This window comes from Antarctobacter sp. (genome assembly GCF_048262615.1).
In the GTDB taxonomy this organism is placed as follows: domain Bacteria; phylum Pseudomonadota; class Alphaproteobacteria; order Rhodobacterales; family Rhodobacteraceae; genus Antarctobacter.
Genome location: NZ_JBLXFB010000010.1, coordinates 146,317 through 161,080, shown reverse-complemented (window position 1 = coordinate 161,080; position 14,764 = coordinate 146,317). Strand labels below are relative to the sequence as shown.

The window sequence follows — 14,764 nt, the reverse complement described above, 5'->3', positions numbered from 1 at the left end:
ACCCCAATATCTGAACACCCTGGTCTCAGCGATATCGAAAACGCCATCGTCTCCGCTTGGACGGGGGCTGGCTCGACCCCGTTCATCGCCGATGTCCGGCTGGGCACGGCAATGCGGGAAACTGCGATCTCCGTTGTTGGCGCACAACCTCTCTGGCGGCTCCTAACCCGCGCGCCCGCCCTCGGCGTGTGGGCCGTCCTCTATCCTCTCGCCGCGCGCTACGGGATCTCGACGCGGGACGTCTACGCTCATATCAGCGATTTCGTCGGTGAGGACTTTTCCGAAACCTCCTCGAGGAACGACCTCAAATCCCGCTTCCGGCGCGCTGCGCGCCACCTCGGGCTTCCGGTGTCCGGCAACGAACCCACGGATCTCTTCTTCGCCCCGCTGGGGCCGGCGCATTCCCAACATCCGGATCTTGCGCGGGCGTTCGTGGGCGCTGCCCTGCATGTCGGCCCTCCAGCCATCGAGGACACGCCCGCCGCACGGGCCTGGCAGCGCCGAGCGGTGCGGGATCGCTGTCCCACCCTGACGCGCCTTCATGCCGCGATCGACTTCGATCGATCGGCCTATTGTGCGCGGCGGTTCGAGGCATGGCGCCGCGGTATCGATCCGCAGGGCGAGGCAGAGAAACGGCTGTTCGAGGCGTATGACGTCGCCGCACGGCTATTCGGTCGCACCCGGACCGACCTCGTGGGTCCGCCCAGGGTCTTCTGGACCGGAGACCATCTCGCCCTTGAGGCCGAGGCATCCCGCATGACCCAGCGCATCAAGACGGGACTCTTTCCGACCCAGATGTCCGGGTCACAGCGCTTGCGGATTGCTCCGCCCTGGCCCGACAAGGTGGCCTGGAGCGCCGGCAATATCCATCAGGATGTCCCATTCGCGCCCGCGCCCGGTGAGGTTCTCCTTTTCGATGCCGACAGCGGTGCATTCCTGGCCCGGGTGACCCGGTCCGAGGATGCGGCCGACATTGCCGCCCTGCACCTGGTCGCCCTGTCGCGGTCGCCCTTCCGCTGCGCCAGCTTCGGCGACGCGATCCCTTCCGCAGATCCCGGGATCTTCGTCGCATGGGTCGAGACGGGCGAGACGCTCCGCTTCGAGGACAGGTCCGACCTCACGCTGCACACGCCCACGGACGCCGCCCTCTGGATCGACGGAACCGCCCTTGGACGCGACGGCAGCCATGCGCTCTTCTCCTGCGACGGCGGTCTCGTGCTTCGGATCGACCCCGAGATCGGCGGCCAGGGCCGGATCGTCAGGGCCCGGCATGAAGGCGAGACGCAGTTCGTGTCCATCCGGGTCGGTGCCGACGGTCTCGCGACACTGCCATTCGCCGATTTCGGACTTGATGTGGCGGCCGATCCCCGCCCGGTCATCTTCGAGGTTCTCGCTCCGGGCGCAGCCGGAGACCTCGAGGCGCGCGCGGAACTGTCCACCACCTGCTGGATTTGGCCGGGCGTTGCCGCGCCCCAGGGCGATCTCGAAGACGCGCCGCTGCCCGCGACTTTCGACCCGGCAAGATCGGCAGGGCTCACCGTGGGGCCCCGGACAGTCTCCGTCGATCCGCGCTCCGACGTGGAGGCGCCGATCCTCGCCCTGCGGCGAGAGGGTGACACGAGGGAGTTTCGGCTCGCCGCGCGCAGCGAGAAGCTCTGGCACTGTCGCATTGCCACGGGGGAGCGGCACTACGTTCCTCGCGGCGCAACGCTCACCCTTGGCCATGAGAACCGGCACGACACGCTGCTTCTGAGGTCTCCCGACCGCGACGCCGCCCTTCTGGTCCTGGGAAAGGAGAAACGCCGGCCGTTTCTGCTGCGTCAGAGTCTCGAGATCGGCGCGTCGGAGCTCGAGATGCAGGAGGGCGGCGATGACCGGATTGCCCTCCGGCGCGCTGAAGGACGCGTCGATCTTCTCGCGCGGATCCGGCGCCTCGACGATCCCGCTGCCATGTCCGTCGACGAGAGCGACGACGCTCTTCGCCTCGTCTTTGCGCCGACCCGGCCGCTCAACGCGCTGCGTCTGCGCATCGAGGACACGCAAGGGCACACCCGGGAGGGCGACCACACCTTCGGGCGCCACCCCGCGCCGAACGCGCCGCTCGACGGCGTCTGCGTCGACAACGAGATGGAGGCAGGCCGCATCGCCGTCACGATCGACAAGCGGCGGCATCGCGGACCCGCTCGTGCGATGCTCCTCGTCCGCACCGGTGGCGAGGAGGATTTCACCCCGCTCCGGGATGCGACCGGCGCGCCCGTCGCGCTGGGCCTGCCGGGGGAGATGAATGACCCGGCCCTTCGGGACCTGCTGCAGCTTGCCCGGTTTCTTTCCGACCCGGAGCCCGACGCTTTGGGTGGCCAGCTGTCGGCGGCGATCGCGCCCGCCTACGAGGCCGCCTTCGCGCCCTTTGCCCGATCCGGGATGCTGAGCCCGGTGAAGTCGGTCCTGGGCGTCTCCCGCCAGGATGGCGAGCCGCCACGGCACGACCTCGCCGGCGTGGCGCCCTGGCTCTTCGAGGCGCCGCTGCACGCCTATGCCGGATTGCCCGAGAGCTCGGGCCTCTCCCCGCTCGACCGCATGAAGGACATCCCGGCGCCCGCAGCCGCACCATCGGTCCATGGCGACACACCGGCGGCTGACTGGCTGGAGCGCCTGGGATCGGACGACGCCATCCCCCCGGGTCTCGATGCCGCCGCCCTCCAGCACGCGTTCAGGATCCTGCGTTTCAGGCTGAACGAGACAGACCTGCGCATCCTCAAGGGGCAGGGGACGCAGGCCAGCACGGCGCGCCTCCTGTGCGATACCCATGTCGCCGAACTCGACCTGCTTCGCTCCTTCGACCAGGGCGGCGGCGGCGACCCTCGTCCCGCGCGCTTCGCGGCACTGATCGAGCGCTTTGCGCGCGCCTGCGCGGCGCGCCGCGCCGCGGCCTTCATCGACGACATCGAGTTCCGGACGGGCCTGTCGCGGCACGAGGTCGGCCAGGTCCTGACTCTCATCCTTCGGGCAGGGGTCGAGTTCTTCGTCTATTTCCGCGCGCTCTGGACACGCGCCATCGAACAGGACGCCTCCGCATGACCAACCTCGACCCCAACCAGTTCCGCGATCATCTCAACCAGACGATGGCCCGTTTCGTGGCGACCTCGTCGCCCATCAACGAGATCCGCGCACCGGAACTTGCCGAGCAGCTCCGCCGGAGCATCGGCGCGTTGAACTTCGTCAAGGGGCCCTATGTCGAGACCCTTCCGGACTTCGAGAAGGGGGAGAGCCTCGCCGAGCTGCATGCGCGCGGCCGGCTGGCGCCGGAATGGTCGGCCTTCGCGGAGAATGCTCCGTCCGTCTGGACCAGGCCCCTTCACGCCCATCAGGCCGAAGCCCTCCGCCGCGAGGAAAACTACCTCGTCGCGACCGGCACCGGGTCGGGCAAGACCGAGAGCTTTCTCTACCCGCTCGTCGATGACATCCTCGCCCAGGGCGACCTTTCGAGGCCGGGTGTGCGCGCGATCCTCGTCTACCCGCTCAATGCCCTAGCGAACGACCAACTGGGCCGGATTTCCCAGCTACTGTTTCGCGACCTCGGCGACCCGGGGATCACGCTCGGTCGCTACACGGGTCAGGTCAAGTCCCGCGCCACCCGGGAGGAGGAGGTCACCCGTCTCCGCTCGACCCCGAGTTTCGTCGAGGCCTTCGGCGAGGATGCGGACGTCCCCGGGAACTGGCTTCTCTCGCGGGCCGAAATGCGTGCCACGCCGCCACACATTCTGATCACGAACTACGCCATGCTCGAGCATATCCTGCTCCTGCCAACGAACCGCCAACTCCTGGCGGGCGCGGACCTGCGCTGGATCGTTCTGGACGAGATCCACACCTACGCGGGCGCCCAGGCGATCGAGGTGGCCTTCCTTCTGCGCCGCCTCAAGGCGCATCTCGGAATCCCGGACGAGCATGTCCGCTGTGTCGGCACATCCGCCTCGCTCGATCCCGGCCGCAAGACGGAACTCGCAGGCTTCGCGTCACGCCTTTTCGGCGAGCCCTTCGCCGGTGAGGCCGCGGTCATCACCTCGCAGAGGAAGGCTCATCCGAGCCTTGCGCGGACGCCGTCCAGGAGCGGCCTCGACGCGGCGCGCTGGGCGCAGGCCGGGGCTCTCGCCGCAGCCGCCGGCGAGGCGGAACAGAACGGCACTCCGCTCACCGTCGAGGACTGGAACTTCGAGGCCGATCTTCTCGACCTGCCCGAACTTGCCCTCGAGGACGCCCCCTCGATCGGGGACGCCCTGATCGAGCGCCTTTCCGGATTCGAGGAAATCCATGCCATTGCCCATCAGCTGGAAAGCGGGGCCATGCCGATCGGCACACTGGCGCGCGAGGTCTTTCCGAATGCCGGCGAGGACGCCATTCCGGCCCTCGTCGGGCTGATCTCGATCGGGGTTCTCGCGGTGAGCCAGGAGTCCACGGTCTTCCCGCTCCTGCCGGCGCGCTATCACCTGATCTCGCGCGCGCCCGACCGCACCGGTGTCTCGCTTCGCGCCGATGTTCCGGAAAACCTTGCCGGGATCGTCATCGGCGCCGAACATGACGGCGATGGACGACCCGCCTACGAACTTTTCGTCTGCCGGAACTGCGGCGAGCCCTATCTCGAGGCATGGGAGGGCCCGGCGGGCCTCGATCCTCTTCCCGGGTCCGGAAGCCGGCGCCTTCTCCGCCTCGTTCCCGGCGGCATTGCGGTCGAGGAAGACCACGAAACCGATTCCTCGGACCAGGGCCAGATCATCGGCATCGATCCCCTCACGGGCCAACCGATGGATCCGGACGACGCCGGATCGGTCTCCCTCGAGGATGTCCGCCTCGAAGAGGATCCTGACGACGGGTCGCGCTACATGGCGCGCTGTGCCGCCTGCGGGCACCGCTCGACCCGCTATCTCGAGCCGGTGACGACCGTCCGGCCCGGCGACGAGGCGATTGCTGCCGTCGCGTCGCAGACCCTGCTCGAGGCCCTGCCTGGGAAGGAAGCCGGCACCAGCCCGCCCATGGGTGGTCGCAACCTGCTCGTCTTCTCCGACAACCGCCAGGACGCGGCCTTCTTTGCCCCCTTCTTCGAGCGCACCTCCCGGGAACAGGCGCTGCGCAGTGCCATCCTGCGGGCGATCGCCGATGGTGGGCGGGCGGACATCGACAACCTCGTCGGGGCGGTCGCCCGCGAGCTGCGCCGGGACGGGCTTCGTCTCTACCGGCCCGGCGTGGTGCCCGAACTCGAGACCGGGCCCAACGAGTTGCTCCGTCTCAAGGCGCTCATGGCAGCCGAGATCACCGTCTTCGGGCGTGGGCGCCTGAGCCTCGAGGGCTTCGGCCTGATCGGGATAGACTACGCCCAGATCGAACGGCCCGTGCATGCCGTTCGGAAAGTGCTGCCCGCGGCGCTCCAGGATTACGCCGAGCCCTTCGTGCGTTACATCCTGAAGATGATCCGGGAACATCGCGCGATCGCCGAGAAGGAATCCGGCATGATCGATCTCGTCGACGAGTCGATCTGGACACGTATCGCTGCCCAGAAAAACCGCTGCGTCACGCGTGAGCGCAATCCTCACACCAGCCTTCCGCTGGTTCTCGTCCCCGCGGCGGGGCGGGCGAACCGCTTCACCGCGCTCCTGGAGAAAATGGCCGCCGCAAGCGGCACGACGATCGACGACAACCTGGCACGAGACGCGCTGACGCAGTTCTGGAAGGCGATCGAGAACCCGCGCTCGATGACGGCAAAGCACGGGGTTGGCCGGGGACTGAAGCTCGACCGGTCCCTCATCGTCGTGCCCGGGTCCGAGGTCAGCCTCTACCAGTGCCTGACCTGCGGCAGCCGCACCCAGTTCGACACGGCCGGCGTCTGCCAGGCCATGTATTGCGACGGCAGGCTTCGCGAGATCACAGCAGACGAACGTGCCGATCTCGCGCGGCGCAACCACTACGTCGCGCGCTACAACGAGCACCCCCTCATGGGCATCGCCCGCGAGCACACCGCCGCGATCGCCGGCGAGGTTCGCACGGATATCGAAGAGGATTTCAAGGCCGGCGAGGTCAACCTGCTTTCCTGCACGACGACGATGGAAATGGGCGTCGACCTCGGCGATCTCGAGGCGGTCCTTTGCAAGAATGTCCCGCCCTCGATCGCCAACTACCAGCAGCGGGCCGGACGGGCAGGGCGGCGCGCCCAAGTCGCCCCGATCGTCCTGACCACCGCGCGCTCCGGGCGCTACGACCGTGCGGTCTACGAGAAATTCACCGAGTATCTCGCCGCGCAGCCGATCATCCCCTACCTGAGCCTCGACAATGCCGGGTTCTTCCAGCGCCACCAGCTCTCGATGCTGCTCGCGCGCTTCCTCGAGCACCGGCTCGCGCAATACCAGAGATCCGGATCGCCACGACTGCGTGACGTCTTCGCTGAGGCGCTGACCGAGGCCGAGCGCGCGGCATTCGATGCCGACTTCGAAGATTGGCTCTCCAATGCCGGGACGCATATCGAAGAGGCCGCCAATCTCGGTCAGCGCCTTCCGGCGGAGAACCGGACGATCGCGCTCGATGCGCCGGGCCTGTCCGAGACGCTGCGTCGCCGTATCAGGGACTTCGCCGATGCCATCTGGGGCCGGTGGGGTCTGATGCAGGACGCCATCGACGACCTCGAGGAGCGCCGCGCCGCTCTCGACAGGACGGCAGCCGAGAAGTTTCAGAAAATCGACCGATCCTTGGGCGTTCTGCGCACCCAGCAGCGGCTCTACATGAACCAGTTCCTCATCGACCAGCTCTCCCGGCGCGCGGTCATTCCCACCTACTCCTTCCCGGTCCATTCGGTCTCCCTGGAGGTCCTGAACAGCGCCGGCCAGACCGCCGACAGCGCCATACTCGAACTCGACCGGGACGGCTCCATCGGCATTTCCGAATATGCGCCCGGGGCAGAAGTCGTCGCCGGCGGCCGTGTCTGGACCAGCGCGGGCATCTCCAAGCGGTCCAAGTTCACCGGAGACGACGCATTCATCGAACGGGCTCGCTACCGGATCTGCGAGTTCTGCCGGTCTCCGCAGGTCACTCCGCAAGGCATGGATCCGGACCCCGAATGCCAGCAATGCGGATCCGCCTTCAGCAAGATCAACGCCACCCGCGCCTTCGTTCGCCCGCACGGGTTTCTCACATCCGTGTCCGACGGCCAGGGCCGCGATCCCGGCGCCAGCCGCCTGCGCCCGACGGTTTCGGACGAGGCGCTGCTGCTGACAGAGGCCCCGAGAGTCAAATACCAGCCGACGGACCTTCCGGGAATCCTCACCTTCCATGCTCCCGGCTCGAACCGACCGGACCATGAGCTCGGGCGGATCATCACCGTGAACAGGGGCCGCCATCGCGGCGGCTTCGCTTGGTGCCGCAACTGCGAACACGCCGTTCCGGTCCGCGGCCACGGTCCCGAGCATGCCTGGCAACAACCCTCGCGGATCGAGCCGCACGAAAACCCGCGCAGCGGACAACCCTGCCGTTTCGACCCCGCGCAACCGGTCTACCCCGTCGATCTTGCACATGTCTTCGAGACCGATGTGCGCGGCATCCTCTTCGAGACTGTCCCGCGAGCCCCGGACGGCTCCGCGATCGCCCCGGGGTCGGGACTCGACCGAACACTCCAGGAGGCGATGCGACTCGGCGCCGCGGAACTGCTCGAAACAGATCCGCGCGACCTGCGCGCCCTCGTGCAACGCCTCGACGGATACCTTGTCGTGGTGCTCTACGACTCGGTGTCCGGCGGGGCCGGGTATGCTACCCGCCTGACTCAGGAAGACGGCTTCCTGGCGCGGGATCTGCTGCTCTCGGCCCGGGCGCTGCTCGCCTGCGAGAATCCCGACTGCACGACGAGCTGCACGCGATGCCTCAACGACTATTCCAACCAGAGATACTGGCCGGAATTCGATCGAAGGCCCGCTCTTGCCTGGATAGAGTCGATCCTGATCGACGCCGGCGTCCGGATTGACCCCCAATGGAATGCCTGAGAAAGACAGAAAGGCCCGCATGACGTTCGATGACTCGAAGCCAGCAACGGCAATCTCGACTCTCGGAGGCCCTGTCTCCGGACCTCCGAAGTTCTCCGGAACGCCAGCCGCGATCACGCAGATGATGACCTGGGACATGGAGGAATGGGAGCCACCGGCGATCTTCGGAGCCTTTCCGCTGCGAAAGATCTGCCCTGATGCCGCCGAGCGTCTTGCCAGTGCCGCGCATTTTTCCGTGCGCGACCTGCGGACGATCATCGACTACATGGAGCTCGACACCGACCCCAAGGATCCCGTCAGCGTCTATGGCGCCATTCTCGATGCCTGCGAGAACGCCCCCTGGGCGCTGCCGGCGCTCGAGGTGGAGGTCGGCACTGCGCGCCTCAAGGGGAAGGTCCGCGGACGGAGCAGTTCACGCGACAGGATCGGAAAGGTCCTCATGAAGCTTCCGCTGATGAAACTCCGGCTGAGATCCAACGAACACCTTCACCACCGGGTGCACGAACTCGGCATGCCCGATCCCGACCCCGAGGTCGCGATCGGTGCTTTCTGCGAATACGCAATCCAAGCCTACTACCGCAAGCTCGAGGAAATGGACACTGTGGCGCTCACCCAGGCGGCCTATTCGGTCCTCGTGCCGGAGGATGAAATCGCCTCTGTGAACGATCTTCTCGACGATCTCGACGAGATCACCGACTGGCGCGCTCATGCCGAAGACCTGATCGAGATCCATACCGACTATCCTCGGGCACGGTCATTAACCTATCACGAACACCTCACGACCACGATGCAAGTCCTTACCGGGATGCTCGATCTCACCTCGCCGACGGAGGATTTCTCCCGCCTCGCCCGCCTGGCGGAGATCGGCGCGCAACATGCGCACCACCATGCGGGCATCATCACCGAAGTCCTGCTGAAATCCTACAGGAGCGCAGGATTCACCATCGACGGCAGCACCGTCCCAAAGGCCGGCTTGCAGCTTCTCGGACGACTGCGCTCTGCGGGCATCCTCGAGCGCTTCGTTGACCTGCAGGACAGGCTTCCGGAGACGGAAGAGCGGGCCAAGCAAGCCAGGGAGAAGATCGCCAGCGCACACGAGGAAGAGGATTACGACGCGCTGGAAAAACTCGTCCCCGAAGCGCGCGAGACGAAGGCTCGGCTCGAGGCCGACACCGAGGCACGCGACAGCTACGCAGATATGATCGAGAAGATCATCGCCGGAGCGATCGAGACGGAGGACGATCTTCCCGAGGACATTCGCGAGCTCATCATCAAAGATTTCGCCGAGGAGGAAGCCTCCCATCACGCCGCGCGCGACATGTTCCGCGGCGACACGGACGGTCTCGAAGAGGAGGCCGACGAGGAACCGGACGAGGAAACCGAGGCGGGCGCCGACGAGAGCGGGGCCGGGGCGGAACCCTCCGAAGCGGCGGTGCCCGACGCGTTCGAATCCGCCGCACCGGCTCCCGAGAATACGCAGGCATCCGAAGAGACCACGGAGAGCGAGGACGCTGACGTCGCGGACACCCTGAACGGGGAGGATGAGTCCGCCGCCCCTGCGCCTTCCGAGCCGTCCACGGACGCGGCTGACGAGGGCGCGCACGAGAAGTCACCGGAGGATCCGTCAGAGGAGTTCGGTCCCGGCGAAGACGGCCTCCCTCTCGAAGAGGCGGCACCCATCCCTGCGGCCGCGGAGACGGATGTTGCGCCCCGCTCCGATGGCACCCGCGCCACCACATCCCCGGCGCCGGTTCCCGAGGAAACCCTCGTCGATCTCATCGCGCGCAACCTCATCGGGGTGGCGGCCGATTCCGCCGAAGCCTTCGAGGCAGGCGGCCATGCCTGGCCAATCGAGGCCTCCGTCCTGCGCACTGCTGCCGGCTCCCGCGCACCCCACCGGGAATACGGCCTCGACACCCAGCGCTTTCTTTCCATCGCAAACCGGGCGCTTTCGGAGAAGCCCGGGGAGAGCGGCTCGGTCATGCTGCTCGGGGCGCTCATCCGGCCCACCATCCTCGAGGCCTCCTCGGGTCTTCGCAGCGTGCTTCCCGAGCTCTGCCGGGGCAGCCTCGGCCAGCACCTTCTGCCGGCCGCCGAGTCCATCGCCGCGCTCGATTACGACTTCCCGCCCGACCCGGACGAATTGGCGCGGATTTCCGGCGCGCAGCGCGTCCCGCTCAAGAAGCGGCTGGCGACCCAGCTGTCGGACTGGTGCGAAACCTACTCGCAGAAGACCTCCCGCTGGCACTTCGCGACCATGTTCATGCATCATGTGGTCTCGGACCAGGGACTGATCGGCGCGGCTCGGACGGCCATCGAGAAGAACGCCCCGGAGGCTCCGGAGCTGGCGCGCCAGGCCATCGACCAGCTGGATTCCCACTCCGACATCGAGGCGCATTCCGTCGAATTCGCGGCCGAAGCCGGTCGCAACGCGTCCCGGCTTCATCCCAAGGGGATCGAGTATCTTCATCGCCAGTTCGACGAGCCGCTCGGGCTTCTCGACAGCTGGCTGAAGGCCGTGGAACGCGAGGGCAGCCAGGGGCAGAAATCCGACGCGAAGCTGCGCGCGGCGATCGGCAACCTGCAGACCCGCCTCGAAAAGGCGGCCGGCGCCCTCGAAGCCGAGGCCGGGAACGCCGGCGATCCGGTGGAGCGCGCCCTTGCAGGATGGATCGCCCTGCAGGCCCGCGAAGCCATCCGGGCCATCGAAGGGTCCGACTCCGGCTCCTTCGCCACACTGGAGGCGGCGATCACGGCCGAGCGCGACCTGCTTCCCGCCGCCACGCGCGATGCGATCACCGCGCCCGACCTGCGCTTCGATGCCTTCCGGGAGGCCCTGACGGAGGGCATCCCCGGTCCCGCGGAGGCGCTGGACCGCGCCAGGCGCGAGGCCGCCTTCGACACCGCCATGCGCCTCGCCGCGCGCTTCTCGATCGATGCGGACGCGGACATCCGGCGCGAGATGTCGGTGTTCGCCGAAACATGGCAAGCGGAGATCGAGCGGCGCGAACGTCGCCTCAAGACGCTGGCAAAGGTCGATTACAACCACCAGGACGAAATCACGCGGCGCCTCAACTGGTGCCAGATCGCGCTCGAGCGCCTCGCTGCGGTCGGCTCCGGGTCGGAGATCCACGATCTGGCCGACATCCCGGTCCATGCCGTCGAGCTCGACGACATCTCCGGCACGATTGAGTCGAACATCCGCGACGACCAGGTCGCCCGGATCGGGCAATACCGAAACGACCGGAACGCCGACGAGGCGGACATGCTCACAGGCGCCCTCGACGACCTGACGATCGAGGCGATCGAGGACCGGATCGCGCAGCTGCGCGACGGCCGCTCCGCGGCGACCTTCGAGACCGAGCTCGAGGGTCTCATCAAGCATTTCACCCCCGAGTTCATCACCTATGCCGCTTCGGCCGACTGGCCGGCCGCCCCGGCCCAGTTCCAGGCCGCACTCAAGGGTGAGGGGCCGCTCGCCATCGACGAGGACCGTCGCAAGGCTGGCCTGGAATTCATCTCGCTCTACCGCGACATCATGCACGCCATGGTGTCGCGCAAGCCGGCCATCAACGACATCCGGGCCTTCTTCGAAGAGATCGGCTTCGAGAACGTGAAGCTTCACGACAGCAAGCAGATCGGACGCACCAAGGCCTGGCAGGCGAGGATGACCGGCACGATCCGGACCGATGGCTGGTTCCTGCCACCGGTCTTCGGCTCCAAGGCCGCGGCCGGCTACCGCCTGCTGATGATCGGCCCGGACATTCTGCCCGAGGCGGCCCTCAAGGCGGCCGGCGACATGCCCACCATCCTGCTCGTGGCCGGCGTCGCCGATGCTGCCCGGCGCCACGAGTTCGCCGAGCGCCTGCGCGCCACCGCCACTCCGGCACTGCTGATCGACGAGGCTCTGGTCGCTTTTGCCGCGACTCGGCGCGACACCCGGGCGCGCACGTTCTTCGAGTGCGGCCTGCCCTACGGGCGCGTCGAGCCCTACACCACGGATGCCGGCCAGATCCCGCCGGAGATGTTCTTCGGCCGGGAGGAGGAGGTCCGCTACATAATGTCGAAAACCGCCGATGGCTGCCTCGTTTACGGCGGGCGCCAGCTGGGCAAATCGGCACTCCTGAACCACGTGGCCAAGACGCGGCATGCGCCGGAGGAAAGCCGCATCGTTGTGCGGCGCGAGGTGAAACCCCTCGGCAACGCGGAAAAGACGTCCGAAATCTGGTCGCACCTCAACGCGATGCTGGTGCCGCACAACGTGGTCAAGCCGGCAAGCCGCGATGCCGACAGCATCTGCCGCGACATCAAGGGCTGGTTCTCGACCAGGCCCGAGGCGCAGGTCGTGTGCATGTTCGACGAGACCGACCATTTCATGGCCGCAGACACCAAGGCCGATTATCCCGAGCTCAGCCGCCTCAAGGAACTGATGGAAGACACCGGGCGGGCTTTCAAGGTGGTCTTCGCCGGCCTTCACAACGTCCAGCGGATGCACCGACAGCCCAACTCGCCGCTCGCCCATCTCGGCCAGCCGATCTGCATCGGGCCCCTGAACCGCACGGAGGACGACAAGCGCGCCGCGCATGACCTGGTCGTCAAGCCGATGCGGGCCGCGGGGTTCCGTTTCCAGTCCATGGAGGCGGTCGAGGAGATCCTCGCCTGGGCCAACTACTATCCCTCGCTCGTCCAGGAATACGCCAAGGGGCTTCTCGCCTCCATGCACGGCCAAGGCAGCGGGAAGGCTTACCGCCTATCGGATGACGGCCCGCTCTGGACGATCCCAACGGGCGACCTCTTCACCCACCGGGGCTATCGTCAGATCGAGACCCGCATCCGGGAGAAGTTCCACCTGACGCTGGATCTCGATCCGCGCTACGCGCTCGTCGCCTACACGCTCGCGAGGCTCAACGCCGAAGGCTTTGAACACAAGTCCCTGGTATCCGGATTCACCCCGGCTGAGCTTCTCGACGAGGCGGCGGCCTTCTGGCCCAGGACGGCGGAACAGCCCTCTCAGGCAGCTTTCGAGGCCCTCCTCGAGGAGCTCTTCGATCTCGGCGTGCTCGGCCGGGTGCCGATCCCGCAGACCAACCGCTACACCTACCTTCTGCGAACGCGGCAGGTTGCCGCGATGCTGGGCTCGATCGACGACATCTACCATGCTCTTGGCGAGATCGAGGAGAAGGATCCCACGGTCGCCTACGACCGGTCCGTGCACCGGCGGCGCTACGCGACCGGTGGCCACCTCCACGCACAGCAAGACCTGCCCTATAGCCCGCTCACCGACCTGCAGATCGAGCGCATCGTTCACCGGGAGTCGCCGCCCGTTCAGCTGGTCTGCGGCCTCGAGCCGCTTGGTTTGTCCAAGGTCGGTCGGGCACTGAAGGCCATATCGGAAACGGCCCGCCTGCCGGGCGCGCCGAACACCGACATTCCCGTCCACCTGGTCGACAATCGCAAGGACCTGCGGGCCCGCATCGACAAGGCCCAGGTCGGCGCCGGCAGGATGACGATCGTCGTGCACACACCGGGCAGTGCGAAGGACGCCATCGAAGAGGTGTCCTGGCTCGAGCGTCAGCCGCGCGTCATCAGCGGACATGTCCGTCCCGTGATCATCCTCGACGCGGCCGACTCGGCCTCGCGGGAGCTGGCCAACCGTCGCTCGGATCAGGCACAGTTCCTCTCGGCCTGGGGCGCGGAAATGATCCGGGTGCATCTGCATATGATCGAGGAGCTGGAACTCGACAAGCCGGCAACGCGGGAGGCGATTCTTTCGGCCGCCGGCGGCATTCCCTCGGAAACGATCGAACTCATCCGCAAGATGTCCAAGGCGAACGATCCCATCGAGGTGGCCAGGGAATGGCGCGTCTCCCAGCGCTTTCCGGATCCCATCTCCAAGGGGTTTCTGGGCCAGGCCCTTCTGCTGCTCGAACTCGGCGAGGGTGAGGATTACCAGACCTTCGACGATCTCATGCGCGAACAGACCGGCTGTGACCTGGTCACCATCGGGCCCGATCTTGTCGCCACTGGGTTGGTAGCCGGATGGAGCCCCAAAGTAGGCCGCATTCGGCGGTCTGCCCTGGGCGACCTGATATCACGAACACTGGAGTCGTAACGACACCGATCATTTCGTTGGACTCCGAGGAGACTTTTTGGCGCCTCTGGTAACTTCCACTGTACCATATGGGGTTTAATGTAATGCGAGTGAGGCGTTGCTCCGGTGTGTCAGGGTGAGAACAGGTATGGATAGACGGACATGTCGCCTTGCCGCATTCAGACTGGTCGAGGTCGAAAAACATCATCGTGCTGCGCGCCGCACGGCTCCGTTTTCCGACCCCGATCGACTCCGGCGCCGAAGTCAGGGGACAAGCCCCCAGTGGTTGCAATGCGCCTTCACGGCGCATTGCGCTTTCATGGGCCACGCAAGGTGACCGAAGGTGAGCGACCTGGCCAGAACGCTTGGGACTGACTTCATCTCAGCTGCGCGCCGCGAAGACTTCATCTGTCCGTTTGCGTGAGTTGCTCTCTCGCTCAGGCAGTAAATGGGTCGTCTCGAACGGACAGAAAAAGCCAGAAGCGATTTTTCTTCACGGACGACAAATCTTTCGACACCCGACTGCTTGAAGCGCGCACAAGAGAGGTTGAGCAAAGCATCAAGGCTCTTTCAGGGGGATTCAAGATTCTCTTGATTCAGGGGTGAATTCATGTCGTTAAATCAAGCCGTTACATAGAAGTATAACGCAAAAATCCCG

Annotated in this window: 3 protein-coding genes; all 3 read left to right on the top strand. The window is 66.5% G+C overall.

The features are described from left to right. The first annotated feature begins 111 nt into the window (after window positions 1-111). From ACN0S5_RS13160 to ACN0S5_RS13150, 3 genes are read left to right on the top strand one after another with little or no spacing between them, the layout of a single operon-like run. On the top strand, window positions 112-3,078 hold the full coding sequence (locus tag ACN0S5_RS13160; protein ID WP_417208870.1) for a hypothetical protein: 2,967 nt from the start codon (window positions 112-114) through the stop codon (window positions 3,076-3,078). After that, the gene (locus ACN0S5_RS13155) at window positions 3,075-8,015 is read left to right on the top strand and encodes a DEAD/DEAH box helicase (RefSeq protein ID WP_417208868.1); all 4,941 of its coding nucleotides are present in this window, start codon (window positions 3,075-3,077) and stop codon (window positions 8,013-8,015) included. Before ACN0S5_RS13160 ends, ACN0S5_RS13155 begins: the two co-directional genes overlap by 4 nt. Window positions 8,016-8,034: 19 nt before the next feature. Beyond that, window positions 8,035-14,127 (top strand): hypothetical protein, encoded by a 6,093-nt coding sequence (locus ACN0S5_RS13150; RefSeq protein WP_417208865.1) that lies wholly within the window; start codon window positions 8,035-8,037, stop codon window positions 14,125-14,127. Window positions 14,128-14,764 lie beyond the last annotated feature (637 nt).